Source organism: Streptomyces sp. NPDC001401, assembly GCF_042895385.1.
In the GTDB taxonomy this organism is placed as follows: Bacteria; Actinomycetota; Actinomycetes; order Streptomycetales; family Streptomycetaceae; genus Streptomyces.
This window is the reverse complement of sequence record NZ_JBIAWI010000001.1, coordinates 177,681-197,028: the sequence shown is the minus strand read 5'-3', so window position 1 is coordinate 197,028 and position 19,348 is coordinate 177,681. Positions and strand designations below refer to the sequence as shown.

At 70.0% G+C, this 19,348-nt stretch carries 16 protein-coding genes; 8 read left to right on the top strand and 8 right to left on the bottom strand.

Annotated elements, in window-relative coordinates; translation table 11 throughout:
- Positions 1-5: 5 nt before the first annotated feature.
- The 5 genes from ACFY10_RS00940 (at position 6) to ACFY10_RS00920 (ending at position 6,653) form a co-directional block, all read left to right on the top strand.
- Positions 6-1,277, top strand: coding sequence for an ABC transporter substrate-binding protein (locus ACFY10_RS00940; RefSeq protein WP_390662868.1), 1,272 nt, complete (start codon positions 6-8; stop codon positions 1,275-1,277).
- 161 nt (positions 1,278-1,438) lie between these two features.
- Entirely contained in the window at positions 1,439-3,064 is a 1,626-nt protein-coding gene (locus ACFY10_RS00935) for a glycoside hydrolase family 13 protein (protein WP_390662867.1), read from the top strand.
- Positions 3,065-3,123: 59 nt separating this feature from the next.
- Entirely contained in the window at positions 3,124-4,449 is a 1,326-nt protein-coding gene (locus ACFY10_RS00930; protein WP_390662866.1) for an ABC transporter substrate-binding protein, read from the top strand.
- 6 nt (positions 4,450-4,455) lie between these two features.
- Positions 4,456-5,817, top strand: coding sequence for a carbohydrate ABC transporter permease (locus ACFY10_RS00925; protein WP_390662865.1), 1,362 nt, complete (start codon positions 4,456-4,458; stop codon positions 5,815-5,817).
- Positions 5,814-6,653, top strand: coding sequence for a carbohydrate ABC transporter permease (locus tag ACFY10_RS00920; RefSeq protein ID WP_390662864.1), 840 nt, complete (start codon positions 5,814-5,816; stop codon positions 6,651-6,653). Before ACFY10_RS00925 ends, ACFY10_RS00920 begins: the two co-directional genes overlap by 4 nt.
- Before the next feature lie 260 nt (positions 6,654-6,913).
- On the opposite strand, the gene pgl is transcribed toward ACFY10_RS00920, so the two are convergent.
- The 5 genes from pgl to tkt are packed head-to-tail and all read right to left on the bottom strand — an operon-like array spanning position 6,914 to position 13,575.
- On the bottom strand, positions 6,914-7,696 hold the full coding sequence (gene pgl, locus ACFY10_RS00915; RefSeq protein WP_390662863.1) for a 6-phosphogluconolactonase: 783 nt from the start codon (positions 7,694-7,696) through the stop codon (positions 6,914-6,916).
- Complete coding sequence (gene opcA / locus ACFY10_RS00910) at positions 7,693-8,811, bottom strand: glucose-6-phosphate dehydrogenase assembly protein OpcA (RefSeq protein WP_390662862.1); 1,119 nt, start codon at positions 8,809-8,811, stop codon at positions 7,693-7,695. Before opcA ends, pgl begins: the two co-directional genes overlap by 4 nt.
- Positions 8,808-10,334, bottom strand: coding sequence for a glucose-6-phosphate dehydrogenase (gene zwf / locus ACFY10_RS00905; protein ID WP_390664107.1), 1,527 nt, complete (start codon positions 10,332-10,334; stop codon positions 8,808-8,810). Before zwf ends, opcA begins: the two co-directional genes overlap by 4 nt.
- Before the next feature lies 1 nt (position 10,335).
- Complete coding sequence (gene tal / locus ACFY10_RS00900) at positions 10,336-11,454, bottom strand: transaldolase (RefSeq protein ID WP_390662861.1); 1,119 nt, start codon at positions 11,452-11,454, stop codon at positions 10,336-10,338.
- 33 nt (positions 11,455-11,487) lie between these two features.
- The gene (gene tkt, locus ACFY10_RS00895; protein ID WP_390662860.1) at positions 11,488-13,575 is read right to left on the bottom strand and encodes a transketolase; all 2,088 of its coding nucleotides are present in this window, start codon (positions 13,573-13,575) and stop codon (positions 11,488-11,490) included.
- Between the two features lie 379 nt (positions 13,576-13,954).
- Here tkt and ACFY10_RS00890 point away from each other — a divergent pair, with 379 nt between their 5' ends.
- From ACFY10_RS00890 to ACFY10_RS00880, 3 genes are all read left to right on the top strand, one after another.
- Positions 13,955-14,908, top strand: coding sequence for a heme o synthase (locus ACFY10_RS00890; RefSeq protein ID WP_390662859.1), 954 nt, complete (start codon positions 13,955-13,957; stop codon positions 14,906-14,908).
- A gap of 94 nt (positions 14,909-15,002) precedes the next feature.
- Positions 15,003-15,335 (top strand): hypothetical protein, encoded by a 333-nt coding sequence (locus tag ACFY10_RS00885; RefSeq protein WP_390662858.1) that lies wholly within the window; start codon positions 15,003-15,005, stop codon positions 15,333-15,335.
- 101 nt (positions 15,336-15,436) lie between these two features.
- A complete protein-coding gene (locus tag ACFY10_RS00880) occupies positions 15,437-16,543 on the top strand; it encodes an amidohydrolase family protein (protein WP_390662857.1) in 1,107 nt (368 codons plus the stop codon).
- A gap of 27 nt (positions 16,544-16,570) precedes the next feature.
- On the opposite strand, the gene ACFY10_RS00875 is transcribed toward ACFY10_RS00880, so the two are convergent.
- The 3 genes from ACFY10_RS00875 to ACFY10_RS00865 form a co-directional block, all read right to left on the bottom strand.
- A complete protein-coding gene (locus ACFY10_RS00875) occupies positions 16,571-17,563 on the bottom strand; it encodes a heme A synthase (RefSeq protein WP_390664106.1) in 993 nt (330 codons plus the stop codon).
- Positions 17,564-17,648: 85 nt separating this feature from the next.
- On the bottom strand, positions 17,649-18,365 hold the full coding sequence (locus tag ACFY10_RS00870; RefSeq protein WP_390664105.1) for an ABC transporter permease: 717 nt from the start codon (positions 18,363-18,365) through the stop codon (positions 17,649-17,651).
- 53 nt (positions 18,366-18,418) lie between these two features.
- Positions 18,419-19,342, bottom strand: coding sequence for an ABC transporter ATP-binding protein (locus tag ACFY10_RS00865; protein ID WP_390662856.1), 924 nt, complete (start codon positions 19,340-19,342; stop codon positions 18,419-18,421).
- Between the last annotated feature and the right edge of the window lie 6 nt (positions 19,343-19,348).

The window sequence follows — 19,348 nt, the reverse complement described above, 5'->3', positions numbered from 1 at the left end:
AACCTATGCGGTGGATCCATGCCGCGGGTAGGGGCCTCCTCGTTCTCGTCGTGGTCATGACCGGCTACGTCGCCTCGGGCGCCCGCGCCGACGAGGATACGGCGGGCGGCCGCGGGCCGTTGACGCTCGCCACCGCCGGAGACCTCACCGGCTATCTCGGCCCCCTCCTTCAGGGCTGGAACCGCACCCACCCCGGCGAGAAGGTCACCCTCGTCGAGCTCCCGGACTCCGCCGACGAGACCTATGCGCAGATGGCCACGGACCTGCGCGGCGGCGACCGCAGCCGGTTCGACATCCTCAACATCGACGTCAACTGGACCTCGGAGTTCGCGGCGGCGGGCTGGATACGGCCGCTGCCCCCCGACCGCTTCCCGACGAAGTCCTTCCTGAAGCCGGTCGTCGACACGGCGACCTACGACGGACATCTGTACGCCGTCCCCTACGTCACCAACGCCGGCCTGCTCCTCTACCGCAAGGACATCCTCGCCAAGGAGGGCGTCCCGCCGCCGCGCACCTGGGCCGAGCTGGAGCACGACGCCAAGACCATCGCGCCGAAGTACGGACTCGACGGCTACGCGGGGCAGTTCCTCCCGTACGAGGGCCTCACCGTCAACGCCGCCGAGGCCGTCTACTCGGCGGGCGGCAGCATCCTCGGCGACGAGGGCGCACGGGTCACCGTGAACTCGGCGGCGGCCCGCGAGGGCATCGGCTTCCTCGCCCGGGGCGTGCGCGAGGGCTGGATCCCGAAGAAGGCGCTGACGTACAAGGAGGAGGAGTCCAAACAGGCCTTCCAGGACGGCCATCTGCTCTTCCTGCGCAACTGGCCCTACGCCTATGTCGGGGCGTCGGCCAAGGGCTCCCCGGTCGCCGGCAAGGTCGGCGCCGTACCGCTGCCCGGCCCGGACGGGCCCGGCAGGAGTGTCCTCGGCGGCTCCAACCTGGCCGTCAACACGCACACACGGCACCCCGACTCCGCCGCGCGCCTGCTCGCGTACCTCACCAGCGAGCCCGTCCAGCGCCAGGTCCTCACCCGCGGCGCGCTGCCGCCCGTACGGGCCGCGCTGTACCAGGATCCCGAGCTGATACGGCGCTTCCCGTATCTGCCGACCCTCCGTACGAGCGTCATTCATGCCGCGCCGCGCCCCAAGAGCCCGCGCTACGACCAGGTCAGCCTGGTGGTGCAGGCAGTCGTGCACGACGCGATGACCGGGCACGAGACACCCGCGGCGGCGGTGCAGAGGCTGGCACGCGAGCTCGCAGCCGTCTCCAGTCGCTAGTCACTGCTCCCAGCCACTGTCCCTAGTTACTTGTTAGGTAACGCGGATATCTCATCTGGCTTCAGGATGCCCCATTAGGTCCGCTTTTGTTACACCAACTCAGCAGTAGCTTCCGTTTCTTTCATTGACACCCTCACGACACGCCTACCTAACATGCATGCATGTTGAGTAAGTACCGCTGGTGGCGTGACGCGGTGATCTACCAGGTGTACGTCCGCAGCTTCCTGGACAGCACCGGCGACGGCATCGGCGATCTGGCCGGGGTCCGCGCCGGGCTGCCGTACCTGAAGAAGCTGGGCGTCGACGGGATCTGGCTGAGCCCCTTCTATCCGTCCCCGCAGCACGATCACGGCTACGACGTGGCCGACTACTGCGACGTCGACCCGCTCTTCGGCGACCTCGCCGAATTCGACCTGCTGATGGCGGCCGCCCGGCGGCTCGGCGTCAAGGTGCTCCTCGATGTCGTGCCCAACCACTGCTCCAGCGAGCACCCGTGGTTCCAGGAGGCCCTCGCCTCGGAGCCCGGCAGCGAGGCCCGTGCCCGTTTCCACTTCGCCGACGGTCGCGGCGCCGACGGCTCGGAGCCGCCCAACAACTGGCACTCCATGTTCGGCGGCCCGGCCTGGACCCGGGTCACCGAGCCGGACGGGCGGCCCGGCCAGTGGTACCTGCACATGTTCGCGCCCGAGCAGCCCGACTGGAACTGGCGCAACCCCGAGACCGGCGCCGAGTTCGACCGGGTGCTCCGCTTCTGGCTCGACCGCGGCATCGACGGCTTCCGCATCGACGTCGCCGCCGGCCTCTACAAGCACCCCGAGCTGCCCGACTCGGACGACCCCGAGGCCGACGCCCGCACCCGCGACTCCGTCAACCCGCTCGCCTGGAACCAGCCCGAGGTGCACGACGTGTGGCGGCACTGGCGTGCGGTGTGCGAGGAGTACACGGCAGGGGACGGCCGCGAGCGGCTGCTGGTCGGCGAGGTGTCGGTCCCGACCGCGCGCGAGCACGCGCAGTACGTCCGCTCCGACGAACTCCACCAGGCCTTCTTCTTCGACCTGCTCAGCGCCCCCTGGAGCGCCGACGCCTTCCGCAAGGTCATCTCCGAGGCCATGCAGGACATAGCCGGCACGGGCTCGACGGTCACCTGGGTGCTCAACAACCACGACCAGGTCCGCACCGTCACCCGCTACGGCGAACCCGCCACCGAGGGCAGCGGTCTCGGCGCCGCCCGCGCCCGCGCCGCCGCGCTGCTGATGCTGGCGCTGCCCGGAGCCGCGTACATCTACCAGGGCGAGGAACTGGGCCTGCCCGAGGTCGTCGACCTGCCGGACGACGTGCTCACCGACCCGATCTTCCGGCGGACGGGGAGCCGGGCTCGCATCCGCGACGGCTGCCGGGTCCCGCTGCCGTGGTCGGGACAGGCCTCCCCGTTCGGCTTCACCTCGGGCGCCGAGAGCGCGCGACCGTGGCTGCCGCAGCCCTCCTACTTCGCCGAGTACGCCACCGACCGCGCCCTCGCCGACACCCGCTCCTTCTGGCACCTGTACCGCGACGGCCTCCAACTCCGGGCCGCACTGCCCCAGTTGGGCGAAGGAACCCTCGACTGGCTGGACACCCCGCCCGGCGTCCTCGCCTTCGTCCGCGGCGACGGCCTCGTCTGCGCCGTCAACTTCGGTACGGCGCCCATGCCCGCGCCGGTCTCCGGCACCCCGCTGCTGTCCAGCGGCCCCTGCACGGCCGGGGTGCTGCCCGGCTCGACCGCGGCCTGGTGGATCGGCGAGCTCTGATCACCGCCGACCATCCCTGATTGTTCGTCAGTTTCCCACCCCTTGAAGGGACATCAACGATGATGCGACGACGTACGACCCTGCTCACCAGCTGCACCGCCCTCGCCCTCGCGCTGGGCGCCACCGCCTGCGGCGGCGGTCCGGTCTCGGCCGGAGGCGGCGACAAGGCGCTGGGCGGCCAGACCGTCACCGTTGCCGGAGTCTGGACCGGCAGCGAGCAGAAGAACTTCCAGAAGGTGCTGGACGCGTTCAGCGCGAAGACCGGCGCCAAGACGCAGTTCATCTCCACCGGGGACAACGTCTCCACCGTCGTCGGCAGCAAGATCGAAGGCGGTAACGCGCCCGACGTGGTGATGGTCCCGCAGGTGGGTGTGTTGCAGCAGTTCGCGAAGAAGGGCTGGCTGAAGCCGCTGTCGTCCACCACGGAGAAGACCGTGGACGCGGGGTACGCCCCCGTCTGGAAGAAGTACGGCAGCGTCGACGGCACCCTCTACGGCCTCTACTTCAAGGCCGCCCACAAGTCGACGGTCTGGTACAGCCCCGACGCCCTCGACCAGGCCGGCATCAAGCCGCCGAAGACCTACGACGCGATGCTGAAGGCCGGACACACCGTCTCCGACTCGGGCCTGGCCGCCTTCTCGGTCGCCGGGCAGGACGGCTGGACCCTCACCGACTGGTTCGAGAACATCTACCTCTCGCAGGCGGGCCCCGAGAAGTACGACGCCCTGGCCGCCCACAAGCTGAAGTGGACCGATGCGTCGGTCGTCAAGGCGCTCGGCACGCTCGGCAAGCTGTTCAAGGACAAGCAGCTGATCGCGGGCGGCCAGAAGGAGGCCCTCAACACCGACTTCCCGGGCTCGGTGGAGAAGGTGTTCGGACCCAAGCCCGAGGCCGGCATGGTCTACGAGGGCGACTTCGTCGCCGGAGTGGCGCACGACCAGTTCGGCAAGACCATCGGCACGGATGCGAACTTCTTCCCCTTCCCCGCGGTCGACGGCGGCAAGGCGCCGGTGGTCAGCGGCGGTGACGCGGCCGTCGTCCTGAAGGACGGCAAGAACGCCAAGGCCGGCATGAAGCTCCTGGAGTACCTGGCGACCCCCGAGGCAGCTGCCGTGTGGGCGAAGGCGGGCGGCTTCCTGTCCCCGAACAACAAGCTGTCGCTCGATGCGTACGGCGACGACGTCACCCGCGCCACCGCCAAGTCCCTTGTGTCGGCCGGGGATTCGGTCCGCTTCGACATGTCCGACCAGGCACCGGCGGCCTTCGGCGGCACGAAGGGCGCCGGCGAGTGGAAGCTGCTCCAGGACTTCCTGCGCGACCCGTCGGACCCGAAGGGGACCGCGGCACAGCTGGAGGCCGCGGCGGCCAAGGCCTACAAGGGCTGACGCGCCATGACCGCAACTCTGGTGAAAGAGACAAGTCCGCCCAGGGTCGGGGCGGTCGAGCGGGCCCGGCGGTCGCGCCGGCGGGCCCGGATCATCGCCCTGCTCTTCGTCTTCCCGGCGCTGCTCCTGCTGGGAGCGCTCGTCGTGTACCCCGTGCTGTTCTCGATCGGCCGCAGTTTCTTCGACGCGTCCGGCACGCGCTTCGTGGGCGGCGAGAACTACACCGAGATGTTCCGCGACCCGGCGACCCTCAAGGCCGTACGGAACACGGCCATCTGGGTCGTGGTCGCTCCGGCGCTGCTGACCGGCCTGGGCCTGATCCTCGCCGTACTGGTGGAAAAGGTCCGCTGGGCCACGGCCTTCAAGCTGCTGCTGTTCATGCCCATGGCGGTCTCCTTCCTGGCGGCGGGCATCATCTTCCGGCTCGCCTACGACGAGGACCCGAACAAGGGTGTGCTGAACGCGGCCGTGGTCGGGGTGCACGACGCCTTCAAGGGCACGTCGGAGTATCCGACCGCGCGGGCCCGCGCGGGCCAGGGGCTGACGGCGGGGGCGGACGGCTCGTACCGGACGAGCGGAAGCGTGTCGCCGGGGGAGTCGGTGGCGCTCGGGCTCGTGGGCGTCGCACCGAAGGACCTGCCAGGCGGTGCCGAGCCCGCGTACGGCGCCGCGCAGCGCAAGGCGGCGGCCGGTGAGGTGCGCGGGGTCGTCTACCTGGACTTCACCCCCGGCGGGGGCGGGAAGCAGGGCAAGGTCGACCGGCGGGAGAGCGGGCTGCCGGAGATGAAGGTCGAGGCGGTGCGGGACGACGGGACGACTGCCGCGAGTACGACGACGGCGTCCGACGGCTCGTTCCACTTCTCGGGGTTGGACTCCGGCTCGTACACGGTGGAGTTGCCCGCGTCGAACTTCGCGCAGCCGTACCAGGGAGTCTCCTGGCTCGGGCCGATGCTCGTCACGCCGGCGATCATCGGGGCGTATCTGTGGATCTGGACGGGCTTCGCGATGGTGCTGATCGGCGCGGGCCTTGCGAGCCTGCCCCGGGACGCGCTGGAGGCGGCCCGGATGGACGGCGCGAACGAGTGGCAGATCTTCCGCCGGATCACGGTTCCGCTGCTCGCACCCGTGCTGACCGTGGTCTTCGTGACGTTGGTGATCAACGTGATGAAGGTGTTCGACCTCGTCTACATCATCGCCCCCGGGCCGGTGCAGGAGGACGCGACCGTGCTCGCGACGCAGATGTGGCTGGTGTCGTTCGGCGGCGGCAACAACCAGGGGCTCGGCAGCGCGCTGGGTGTGCTGCTCCTGCTGCTGGTCGTGCCCGCCATGGTCCTCAACGTCCGTCGTTTCCGAAGGAGTCAGCGATGAACGCGGTCAGGCGCGGTCTGAGCAGTGGTCTGGTGCAGGCGTTCCTGGTGCTGATCGGCCTGGTGTGGCTGACGCCGCTCGCGGGGCTGTTGCTGTCGTCGCTGCGGTCCTCGCAGGACTCGGCGAGCAGTGGCTGGTGGACGGTGTTCAGCAGCCCCGGCCAGCTGTCCTTCGACAACTACTCGGCGCTGCTGAAGAACTCCGGGATGACGCAGGCCTTCTGGAACACGGTGCTGATCTCGGTGCCCGCGACCGTGCTGGTCGTGGTGCTGGCGGCGCTGGCCGGATATGCCTTCGCCTGGCTGGACTTCCCCGGGCGGGAGGCCGTCTTCCTGGTTGTGGTGGCCCTGTTGGTGGTGCCGGTGCAGATCGGATTGCTGCCGGTGGCCAAACTCTTCGGGGAGCTGGGGCTGTTCGGGACGATTCCGGGTGTCGTGCTCTTCCATGTGGCGTACGGGCTGCCGTTCGCGGTGTTTCTGCTGCGGAACTACTTCGCCGAGATGCCGAAGGAGATGCTGGAGGCTGCTCGTATGGACGGCGGCAGCGAGTGGCGGATCTTTACGCGGCTGGTGCTGCCGGTGGGGCGGCCTGCGATTGCCTCGCTGGCCATCTTCCAGTTCCTGTGGGTGTGGAACGACATGCTGGTGGCGCTGTTGTTCGCGGATCCTTCGTCGCAGCCGTTGACGGTGCAACTTCAGTCGCAGATACGGCAGTTCGGGAGCAACATCGATGTGCTGGCGCCGGGGGCGTTTGTGTCGCTGGTGGTGCCGGTGGTGGTGTTCTTCGCGTTCCAGCGGCACTTTGTGCAGGGGGTGATGGCGGGTTCGGTGAAGTGAGGGTTCTTCGCCCCCGCCGCCCCTACCCGTCCCGTCCCTGGGGGCTGCCGCCCTCAGACCCCCGCTTCGGCCTGAACGGCCTCGTCCTCAAACGCCGGACGGGCTGAAAGATCAAGCCCCGGTCGGCGAAGAAGATCAGGCCCGGCCGGCGAAAAATTCAGCCCCTCCGGCGTTTGAGGAGCGGGGGTCCGGGGGCTGGCCCCCCGTACGGGACGGGTAGGGGCGGCGGGGGCGAGGAAAACCTCCGCCGCACCCTCAGGTCACGGCGATGCCGGCGGATACAGCGACCGCGGCAGCTGCGAGGCCGCCGCCGCGTCCAGCAGCCACAGGGTGCGGGAGCGGCCGCGGGCGCCCGCCGCCGGGGCCTGCACCTCCCCCGCACCGGACAGCGCGATCGCAGCCGCCTGCGCCTTGTCCTCACCGGCAGCCAGCAGCCAGACCTCACGCGCCGCACGGATCGCCGGCAGCGTCAGAGTCACCCGCGTAGGCGGCGGCTTCGGCGCCCCATGGACGCCGACCACCGTGCGCTCCGTCTCGTAGACCGCCGGCAGTTCCGGGAACAGCGACGCCACATGCGTGTCCGGTCCGACGCCCAGCATCAGCACGTCGAAGGTGGGCACTGCGCCGTGGTTCTCCGGACCGGCCGACCGGGCCAGCTCCTGCGCGTAACCCTCCGCCGCCGCCTCGACGTCGGCGCCGTACGGGCCGTCCGACGCAGGCATGGCGTGCACGCGCTTCGGGTCCAGCGGGACGGAGTCCAGCAGGGCCTCGCGGGCCTGGGTGACATTGCGGTCGGGGTCGCCCTCGGGCAGGAAGCGCTCGTCTCCCCACCACAGGTCGAGCCGGCCCCAGTCGATCGCGTCCCGAGCCGGTGCGGCAGCCAGGGCGGCCAGCAGGCCGTTGCCGTTGCGGCCGCCGGTCAGGACCACGGACGCATAGCCCCGGGAGGCCTGCGCGTCCACGATCTTCGTGATGAGGCGGGCCGCGGCGGCCTGCGCCATCAGTTCCTTGTCGCGGTGCACGACCAGCTGCGGAGTACTCACTTCGCCGCCGCCTTCGTCGCCGTGTTCGTCGCCGCGTCGTTCACCGGTGCCTCCGCCTCCGCTTCCGGTGCGGAAGCTTCCGCGGCGGCCTCGACCGCGACCTCTTCTCCTTTGGGTTCTCCTTTGGGTGCCACCTCCGGTTCGGCGGCCGCCTCCGGCGCGGGCACCGAAAGACCCGGCGCAGGCACCGAAGGGTTCAACCGGTCCACCCCGAACCGCAGCGCCGACGCATACGTGTCGTCCGGATCCAGCCGCCGCAGCTCCTCCGCGATCAGCTCGGCCGTCTCACGCCGCTTCAGCGCCACCGCACGGTCCGGCTGGCCCTGGATGGAGAGGGTCGCCAGGGAGCCGTCCGCCCGGTCCAGGACTATCTGGCCGGTGTCGGTGGCCATGCGGACCGCCGTCAGCCCCGGGCCGCCCGACAGCGACCGCTTCACCGGCACGTCCAGCCGGTCCGCCAGCCACATCGCCAGCAGCTCGCAGCTCGGGTTGAACTCCTCGCCCTCCACCTCGACGGCCTCCACCTCGCAGGTGACCTGGTCGAGCGCGGCGGCCAGCATCGAACGCCAGGGCGTGATGCGGGTCCAGGACAGGTCGGTGTCGCCGGGGGTGTAGGTGTCGGCGCGGGCCGTCAGCTCCCGTACCGGCTGCTCCGCGGCGTAGGTGTCCGTCACCCGGCGCTGGGCGAGTGCGCCCAGGGGGTCGTTCGCCGGGTCGAGGGGCGCGTTCACCGGCCACCAGACGACCACCGGGGCGTCCGGCAGCAGCAACGGCAGCACGACCGACTGGGCGTGGTGCACGACCTCGCCGTACAGCCGTAGCACGACCGTCTCGCCCGTCCCCGCGTCCGCGCCCACCCGCACCTCGGCGTCCAGCCGGGACTGCGTACGGTCGCGGGGCGAGCGCGAGACGCGCTTGATGACGACCAGGGTGCGAGAGGGGTGCTCGTGCGAGGCGTCGTTCGCGGCCTTCAGGGCGTCGTACGCGTTCTCCTCGTCCGTCACGATGACCAGCGTGAGCACCATGCCGACGGCCGGCGTGCCGATGGCCCGGCGGCCCTGCACCAGCGCCTTGTTGATCTTGCTGGCCGTGGTGTCCGTGAGGTCTATCTTCATGGCCGGCGCCAGCTCCGTCCGTCTCGCTCGAGCATTTCGTCCGCCTCGACGGGGCCCCACGTACCGGACGGGTACTGGGCGGGCTTGCCGTTCTTGTCCCAGTACTGCTCGATCGGGTCGAGGATCTGCCAGGACAGCTCGACCTCCTCGGTGCGCGGGAAGAGGTTCGAGTCGCCGAGCAGGACGTCCAGGATCAGGCGCTCGTACGCCTCCGGGCTCGACTCGGTGAAGGACTCGCCGTAGGCGAAGTCCATCGACACGTCCCGGATCTCCATCGACGTGCCCGGCACCTTCGAGCCGAAGCGGACCGTCACGCCCTCGTCCGGCTGGACGCGGATGACGATCGCGTTCTTGCCGAGCTCCTCCGTCGCCGTGTGGTCGAAGGGGGAGTGCGGTGCCCGCTGGAAGACGACCGCGATCTCGGTGACGCGGCGGCCCAGACGCTTGCCGGTGCGCAGATAGAAGGGGACGCCCGCCCAACGGCGGTTGTCCACCTCCAGCTTGATGGCCGCGTACGTGTCCGTCTTCGACCTGGCGTCGATGCCCTCCTCCTGGAGGTACCCGACCGCCTTCTCGCCGCCCTGCCAGCCCGCCGCGTACTGCCCGCGCACGGTGGCCAGGCCCAGGTCCTTCGGCAGCCGCACGGCCCCGAGCACCTTGGTCTTCTCGGCGGCCAGCGCGTCCGCGTCGAAGGAGGCGGGCTCCTCCATGGCCGTAAGAGCCATGAGCTGGAGGAGGTGGTTCTGGATGACGTCGCGGGCGGCGCCGATGCCGTCGTAGTAGCCGGCCCGGCCGCCGATGCCGATGTCCTCGGCCATGGTGATCTGTACGTGGTCCACGAAGGACCGGTTCCAGATCGGCTCGAACATCGTGTTGGCGAAGCGCAGCGCCAGGATGTTCTGGACGGTCTCCTTGCCCAGGTAGTGGTCGATGCGGAAGACCTGGTCCGGGGCGAAGACCTCGTGGACGACCTTGTTGAGCTCCTCGGCCGACTTCAGGTCGTGCCCGAACGGCTTCTCGATGACCGCGCGGCGCCAGGAGCCGGAGGTCTGGTCGGCAAGGCCGTGCTTCTTCAGCTGCTGGATGACGACCGGGAAGGAGCGCGGCGGCACCGACAGGTAGAAGGCGAAGTTGCCGCCCGTGCCCTGTGCCTTGTCGAGCTCCTCGATGGTGCCGCGCAGCCGCTCGAACGCGTCGTCGTCGTCGAAGGTGCCCTGGACGAAGCGCATCCCCTGGATGAGCTGCTGCCAGACCTCCTCACGGAACGGCGTACGGGCGTGCTCCTTGACGGCGTCGTGCACCTCGGCCGCGAAGTCCTCGTGCTGCCACTCGCGGCGGGCGAAGCCCACCAGCGAGAAGCCCGGCGGCAGCAGACCCCGGTTCGCGAGGTCGTACACGGCGGGCATGAGCTTCTTTCGTGACAAATCGCCCGTGACGCCGAAGATGACCAGGCCCGACGGCCCCGCGATACGCGGGAGCCGTCGGTCGGCGGGGTCACGCAGCGGGTTGCTGCTCGACAAGATCTCAGCCCTCCGAGGGGGCGAGGCGCTCCAGCTCCGCCTCGGTCGACTTGAGCAGGTCGTTCCAGGACGCCTCGAACTTCTCGACGCCCTCGTCCTCCAGGAGCTGCACCACGTCGTCGTACGAGATCCCGAGCTTCTCGACGGCGTCGATGTCGGCGCGGGCCTGCTCGTACGTGCCGGCGACGGTGTCGCCGGTGATCGAGCCGTGCTCCTCGGTGGCCTGCAGGGTGGCCTCCGGCATGGTGTTCACCGTGTTCGGCGCCACCAGGTCGTCGACGTACAGGGTCGGCTTGTACGCCGGGTCCTTCACGCCGGTGGAGGCCCACAGCGGACGCTGCTTGCGCGCGCCCGCCTTCTCCAGCTTGCTCCAGCGGTCCGAGGAGAAGACCTCCTCGTACGCCTGGTAGGCGAGACGCGCGTTGGCGACGGCGGCCTTGCCGCGCAGCGCCTTGGCCTCGTCGGTGCCCAGGGCGTCGAGCCGCTGGTCGATCTCGGTGTCCACGCGGGACACGAAGAAGGACGCGACCGAGCGGATCAGGGAGAGGTCCAGGCCGCGCTCCTTGGCCTTCTCCAGGCCGGAGAGGTAGGCGTCCATGACCTCGCGGTAGCGCTCCAGCGAGAAGATCAGCGTGACGTTGACGCTGATGCCGAGGCCGATGACCTCGGTGATCGCCGGCAGACCCGCCTTGGTGGCCGGGATCTTGATGAGCGTGTTGGGACGGTCGACCAGCCAGGCCAGCTGCTTGGCCTCGGCGATCGTCGCCTTGGTGTTGTGCGCCAGGCGCGGGTCGACCTCGATCGACACGCGGCCGTCCTGGCCGTCGGTGGCGTCGAAGACCGTGCGCAGGATGTCGGCGGCGTCGCGGACGTCCGCCGTCGTGATCATGCGGACGGCCTCTTCGACGGTGACCTTGCGGGCGGCGAGGTCGGTGAGCTGCTGCTCGTAACCGTCACCGGACGAGATCGCCTTCTGGAAGATCGTCGGGTTGGTGGTGACGCCCACGACGTGCTGCTGGTCGATCAGCTCGGCGAGGTTGCCGGACGTGATCCGCTTGCGCGACAGGTCGTCCAGCCAGATCGCGACGCCTTCTTCGGAGAGGCGCTTGAGTGCGTCTGTCATGGAATTACATCTCCTACGTGTCGTATGTCAGCGTCAGCGCTGGGCGGCGGCGATGGATTCCCGCGCCTTGGCGGCCACGTTCTCGGCAGTGAAGCCGAACTCGCGGAAGAGGACCTTGCCGTCGGCGGAAGCACCGAAGTGCTCCAGGGAAACGATGCGACCGGCGTCCCCGACGTACTTGTGCCAGGTGAGCCCGATACCGGCCTCGACCGCGACCCGCGCCTTCACGTTCGGCGGCAGAACGCTGTCCCGGTACCCCTGGTCCTGCTCCTCGAACCACTCCACGGACGGCATGGACACGACCCGCGTCGGCACTCCGTCGGCCTGCAGCTGCTCGCGCGCCTCGACGGCGACGTGCACCTCGGAACCGGTGGCGATCAGGATGACCTCGGCGTCGCCGCCGTCGGCCTCGAACAGGACGTAACCACCCTTGGCGGCATCGTCGTTGGGCTCGTACGTCGGCACGCCCTGACGGGTCAGCGCCAGGCCGTGCGGGGCGCCCTTGCCGAAGACCTTGGTGTAGCGCTTGAGGATCTCGCGCCAGGCGATCGCGGTCTCGTTGGCGTCGGCCGGGCGGACCACGTTCAGGCCCGGGATGGCGCGCAGGGACGCGAGGTGCTCGATCGGCTGGTGCGTCGGGCCGTCCTCGCCGAGACCGATGGAGTCGTGCGTCCACACGTACGTCACCGGCAGGTGCATCAGGGCCGACAGACGTACGGCGTTGCGCATGTAGTCGGAGAAGACCAGGAACGTACCGCCGTAGACACGGGTGTTGCCGTGCAGGGTGATGCCGTTCATCTCCGCGGCCATGGAGTGCTCGCGGATGCCGAAGTGGATCGTGCGGCCGTACGGGTCCGCCTCCGGCAGCGGGTTGTCCGCCGGCAGGAACGAACTGTTCTTGTCGATGGTCGTGTTGTTCGAGCCGGCCAGGTCGGCGGAGCCGCCCCACAGCTCGGGGATCACGGCACCGAGGGCCTGCAGCACCTTGCCGGACGCGGCGCGCGTGGCGACGCCCTTGCCGGGCTCGAAGACCGGGACCTTCTCCTCCCAGCCGGTGGGCAGCTCGCCCGCGCGGATGCGGTCGAACTCGGCGGCGCGCTCGGGGTTGTTGTCGCGCCACAACTGGAACGACTTGTCCCACTCGGCCTTCGCCTCGCGGCCCCGCTCCAGCGCCTGCCGGGAGTGCTTGAGGACCTCGTCGGAGACCTCGAAGCTCTTCTCCGGGTCGAAGCCCAGGACGCGCTTGGTGGCCGCCACCTCGTCGTCGCCGAGCGCCGAGCCGTGCGCGGCCTCGGTGTTCTGCGCGTTCGGGGCGGGCCAGGCGATGATCGAGCGCATCGCGATGAAGGACGGCTTGTCCGTCACCTGCTTCGCGGCCTCGATCGCGTTGTAGATGGCGTGCGGGTCGATGTCGCCGTCCGGCTTCGGCGCGACGCGCTGCACATGCCAGCCGTACGCCTCGTACCGCTTGACGGTGTCCTCGGAGACGGCCGTCTCGGTGTCGCCCTCGATCGAGATGTGGTTGTCGTCCCACAGCAGGATCAGATTGCCGAGCTGCTGGTGGCCGGCGAGCGAGGACGCCTCGGCGGAGATGCCCTCCTGGAGGCAGCCGTCACCGGCGATGGCGAAGACGAAGTGGTCGAAGGGGGACTCGCCCTGCGGGGCCTCCGGGTCGAACAGACCGCGCTCGTAGCGGGCGGCCATCGCCATGCCCACCGCGTTGGCGACACCCTGGCCGAGCGGGCCGGTCGTCGTCTCGACGCCCTTGGTGTGGCCGTACTCCGGGTGGCCGGGGGTCTTCGAACCCCATGTGCGGAAGGCCTTCAGGTCGTCCAGCTCCAGGCCGAAGCCGGCCAGGTAGAGCTGTGTGTAGAGGGTCAGGGACGAGTGACCGGCGGACAGCACGAAGCGGTCGCGGGCAACCCAGTCCGGGTCGGCCGGGTCGTGCCGCATCACCTTCTGGAAGAGGGTGTAGGCGGCGGGCGCCAGGCTCATCGCCGTACCCGGATGGCCGTTGCCGACCTTCTGTACGGCGTCGGCGGCCAGGACGCGGGCGGTGTCCACGGCCCGCTGGTCCAACTCGGTCCACTCGAGGTCTGTGGTGGTCGGCTTGGTGCTCACCCTGGGTCAGGGCTCCTCTCCACATGTCACGCATGTCGAATGCCGGCGCACTGGACGCCCACCGGCCGCTGTCGAGCCTACCCCCGTGAGAACGTGCATTTTTTCGAGTCATTCCAGACTGCCGGGCCTTACGGGGATCCGCCTCCCGACTGGCCTGTATGGCATTCGGCATCTGAATACGGAGCCGCTCATCCGACTGCTCAATCGAGCTTCCGTACGACCGATGAGCGGACCCTTGAGCGGCTGGTCGACGGCCCCTGCCAACACGACCCCACCCCCGCGAAGATCGGGGTATGGGCAACGTCTAAAGTGGCGTGGTACGCGCGAGCCTTTACCGGGACTTCACACGGGTGAGGCTTGCTGGGATGTCTCTGTAGGGGTGTGCGTGACGGCCGTCGAATCCCGTCCAGCGGGGGTACTCGGTGCGAGCGAGAGCCCGCGTCACCGGCCGTTCGGGGCCCGTGTCAAGGCGTTCGTGGCGCTGACCAAGCCGCGGATCATCGAGCTCCTGCTCATCACCACGGTGCCGGTGATGTTCCTCGCCCAGCAGGGCGTGCCGGACCTGAAGCTGGTCCTGCTCACCTGCATCGGCGGCTACCTCTCCGCGGGCGGCGCGAACGCGCTGAACATGTACATCGACCGCGACATCGACGCCCTGATGGACCGCACCTCGCAGCGCCCCCTGGTCACCGGGATGGTCAGCCCGCGCGAGTGCCTCGCCTTCGGCATCACCCTCGCGGTCGTCTCCACGCTCCTGTTCGGCTTCGCCGTCAACTGGCTGTCCGCCTGGCTCTCCCTCGGCGCGCTCCTCTTCTACGTCGTCGTCTACACGATGATCCTCAAGCGCCGTACCTCGCAGAACATCGTGTGGGGCGGCATCGCCGGCTGCCTTCCGGTCCTCATCGGCTGGTCGTCCGTCACCAACTCGATGTCGTGGGCGCCGGTCATCCTCTTCCTCGTCATGTTCTTCTGGACGCCGCCGCACTACTGGCCGCTGTCCATGAAGGTCAAGGACGACTACGCGCGCGTGGGCGTGCCGATGCTGCCGGTCGTCGCCTCCAACAAGGTCGTTGCCAAGCAGATCGTCATCTACAGCTGGGTGATGGTCGCGGTCTCGCTCCTGCTCACCCCCCTCGGCTACACGGGCTGGTTCTACACGCTCGTGGCGCTGCTGGCCGGCGGCTTCTGGCTGTGGGAGGCGCACGGCCTGCAGAACCGGGCCAAGGCGGAGGTGACGGGCGCGAAGCTGAAGGAGATGCGGCTGTTCCACTGGTCCATCACCTACGTGTCGCTCCTGTTCGTCGCGGTCGCGGTGGACCCGTTCCTCCGTTAGTCCTTCTCTGTACGTCGCTTCGGGCGGGGTGCGTGGTCAAGGCCACGCACCCCGCCCGTCGCCGTTTGATCTACCCGTCGGTAGCATCCTGGCCATGGCAGAGACTCAGCAGGTTGACCCGAAGGCCGAGCGCAAGGTGGCGAAGCTCGCCAAGCAGATCGGTGCCTTCTCCAAGGCGCACGGCGGGGCCGAGGGCCAGGTGGCCTACATCGGCGAGCGCGGTGCGCGCATCGTCCTCGTCGGCGAGGACGGCGGCTGGGGAGACCTGGTGGCGCCCTCGTACGAGCTGGCCGAGAAGGCGGTCGAGAAGGCCGGCATCACCGTCCACGAGGACTTCGACGGCGAGTTCGCGGCCAAGGTGAAGACGGGCCGGTACGAGTGGACGCGCATGGCGGGCATCCAGGTGGGCGGTCCCAGCAACGGCTGACAACCGTCGGTGGTTCACACCGGGTGTGTGAGACCAACACCTAGTGCCCGGTTCACCCGTTAGGACCTGTACGAGTGCAGGGTCCGACACGGGGAGTCCGGATGATCGAAACGCCGTCCCTCGTGGACCAGTACTGCCACGGCGTACTGAGGACGGAGCTGGGTCTCGGCACCTTCGAGGCCCAGCTGTCCCGCACCGAGGGCCCGCCCGCAGCCGGCACGACCCTCTTCGACACCCAGACCGGTTTCGCCGTACGCCGCTGGTGCCCCCCGCTGCTCGGCCTGGAACCGCACTGCCCGCCCGCCCGCTATCTCGCCCGCCGTCGTGAACTGGGCGTACTGGAAACGGGCCGCAGGCTGCTGCGCGGCAGCGGCATCACGACGTATCTGGTCGACACAGGGCTGCCCGGCGATCTGACCGGCCCCTCCGAGCTGGCATCCGCCGCGGCCGCCGAGGCCCGCGAGATCGTCCGCCTGGAGTTACTGGCCGAACAGGTCGCCGACACCTCCGGCACCGTCGAGTCGTTCCTCGCCAACCTCGCCGAGTCGGTGCACGGCGCGGCCGCGAACGCCGTGGCCTTCACGTCGGTCGCCGGCGCACGGCACGGTCTGGCGCTCGCGCCCGAACCGCCGGGGCCGGGGGAGGTGCGGGGTGCGGCCGGGCGGTGGCTGGCCGGGCGCCGGGTGGGTGGTGAGCTGAGCGATCCCGTGCTGCTGCGGCACCTGCTGTGGATCGCGGTCGCCTCCGGCCTGCCGCTCCAACTGCACGCGGGCCTCGGCGAACCGGGCCAGCGCATCGACCGCACCGACCCGGTGCTGCTCACGGACTTCGTTCGCGCGACGGCGGGCCTGGGCACCGACCTGGTCCTGCTGCACGGCTACCCCTACCACCGCCACGCCGCCCATCTCGCTGGCGTCTTCCCGCACGTCTACACCGACTCGGGCGCCGCCCTGGTCCGCACCGGCGCCCGCGCCGCGACCGTCCTCGCCGAGATCCTGGAGCTGGCCCCCTTCGGCAAGATCCTCTTCTCCAGCGGGGCCCATGGGCTGCCCGAACTGCACGTCGTGGGGGCGCGGCTGTTCCGGGAGGCCCTGGGGCGGGTGCTGGGCGGCTGGGTCGCCGAGGGCGCGTGGTCGCTCGAGGACGCGCAGCGGGTGGCGGGGATGGTGGCGGCGGGGAATGCGCGCAGGGTGTACGGACTGGAGTGAGGCGCCGCCGCCGCGCGAAAGTGCGCTCTACGCGCGCGTGCCCACCGACACCTCGGCAGCGGGGCCGGGCAGGTCGGCAACGGCCTCCGGCCGCTCCCGCAGTGCCAGCAGCACCCGCAGCACCCCGATCCACACCAGGCCCGAGCCGAGCATGTGCAGCCCGACCAGGGCCTCGGGGAGGTTGGTGAAGTACTGGACGTAGCCGATGACGCCCTGTGAGAGAAGGATCAGGAAGAGCTCGCGGGTGCGGTGCAGCGGGCCCGCGGGGGCGTCGACCGCCTTGAGGACGAACCACAGGGCGAAGGTCAGCGTGACCACGATCCAGGCCAGTACGGCGTGCAGCTTGCTGACCGTCTCCCAGTCCAGCGGCATCCGCTCGACCTCGCTGGAGTCGCCCGCATGCGGACCGGAGCCGGTCACCACGGTGCCCACCGCGATCAGCAGCGCCGAGGCGGCGACCAGGAACCACACCATCTGCTGCACGGGCTTGCCGACCAGCGGACGCGGCGTTCCGTCGCCCTCGCGGGTGCGCTGCCACATCACGGTGGCGACCGCGATCAGTGCCGAGGCGAGCAGGAAGTGGGCCGCGACCGTGTACGGGTTGAGGCCGACCAGGACCACGATGCCGCCCAGCACCGCGTTGCTCATGACCAGCCAGAACTGCACCCAGCCGAGGCGGGTCAGGCTGCGCCGGTACGGCTTCTCGGAGCGGGCGGCGATGATCGCCCAGCCGATGGCGGCGCACAGCACGTACGTCAGCATGCGGTTGCCGAACTCGATGGCGCTGTGGAAGTTCATCGCGCCGGTGGGGGCGAGCGAGTGGGCGGTGCACTTGGGCCAGGTCGGGCAGCCGAGCCCGGAACCGGTCAGGCGCACCGCACCGCCGGTGACCACGATGACCACCGACATGACGAGCGCGGAAAAGGCCGACCGCTGGACCGTCCGGGGTTGCGGGGTCCAGCGTCCGGCGATGAAGGAGAGCGGGTTGCGCAGGGCCGCCACGGCGTCGGCGCGGGTCACGTTTGGCACGCGCCCATCGTAGGCGGGTCGCTTGTGCACGCTTTCACGAGGGTCCGTGAAGCCCCCGTCTCCGTACTGCTCCGGGCTACTCCCAGCGGAAGAACCTGCCGGCCGCCGCCAGCCCCACGACCGCCCACACGGCCAGAATGCCCAGGTCGCCCCACGGCATCGCGGCCCCGTGCTGCAGCACCTCCCGCAGACCGTCGGAGAGGGCGGAGATCGGCAGGAGTCCCAGCACGTCCTGGGCGCCCTGCGGGAACTTGTCCATCGGCACGATCACGCCGCCGCCCACGAGCAGCAGCAGGAACACCAGGTTGGCGGCGGCCAGGGTCGCCTCCGCCTTCAGCGTGCCGGCCATCAGCAGACCCAGGCCCGAGAAGGCCGCCGTGCCCAGGATCAGCAGGAGCAGGACGGCCAAGGGGTTGCCGTGCGGTGACCAGCCCAGCGCGAAGGCGATCACCGTCAGCAGGATCACCTGCAGGACCTCCGTGACCAGCACCGACGCCGTCTTCGCGGTCATCAGGCCCCAGCGGGGCAGCGGTGAGGAGGCGAGGCGCTTCAGGACGCCGTAGCGGCGCTCGAAGCCCGTCGCGATCGCCTGGCCCGTGAAGGCCGTGGACATGACCGCGAGAGCCAGGATGCCGGGGGCGAGGAAGTCGACGGCCTCGCCCGCGCCGGTGTCGACGATGTCCACCGAGCTGAACAGGACCAGCAGAAGGGTCGGGATCACGACCGTCAGCAGCAGCTGCTCGCCGTTGCGCAGCAGCATCTTCGTCTCGAGCGCGGCCTGGGCCGCGATCATGCGGGGGAGAGGCGCCGCGCCGGGCTTCGGCGAGTACGTACCGGTGGCCGTGGTCACGAGCGCAGCTCCTTGCCGGTCAGCTCCAGAAACACGTCTTCGAGGGTGTGCCGTTCGACCGAGATCCTGTCCGGCATCACCCCGTGCTGCGCGCACCAGGACGCCACCGTCGCCAGCAGCTGCGGATCGACCTTGCCGACGACCCGGTACGAGCCCGGAGTCAGCTCCGCCGCCGAGCAGTCCGCGGGGAGCGCCTTCAGCAGGGAGCCCACGTCCAGGCCGGGACGGCCGGTGAAGCGCAGCGTGTTCTCGGCGCCGCCGCGGCACAGCTCCTCCGGGGAGCCCTGGGCGATGACCCGGCCGGCGTCGATGATCGCGACGTCGTCGGCGAGCTGCTCGGCCTCGTCCATGTAGTGCGTGGTGAGGATGACCGAAACGCCGTCGTTGCGCAGGTCGCGGACCAGGTCCCAGGTCGCGTGGCGGGCCTGCGGGTCGAGGCCGGCGGTCGGCTCGTCCAGGAACACCAGCTCCGGGCGCCCGACGACGGCCATCGCGAGCGCGAGCCGCTGCTGCTGGCCGCCGGAGAGGCGACGGTATGTCGTACGGCCGCAGCTGCCGAGGCCGAGCCGCTCCATCAGGGCGTCCACGTCCAGCGGATCGGCGTGCAGTTTTGCCACGTGCCGCAGCATCTCGTCCGCCCGGGCGCCCGAGTAGACGCCGCCGGACTGCAGCATCACGCCTATGCGCGGATGCAGCTGACGGGCCTGCCGCACCGGGTCGAGGCCGAGGACGCGCACCGTGCCGGAGTCCGGCCTGCGGTATCCCTCGCAGGTCTCGACGGTGGTCGTCTTGCCCGCGCCGTTCGGGCCGAGTACGGCGGTCACGCCCGCCTTGGCCACCAGGTCGAGGCCGTCCACAGCGGTTTTGGTGCCGTACCGCTTCACCAGGGCCTGAACCTGGAGCACGGGCTCACTTCGCATGGGTCC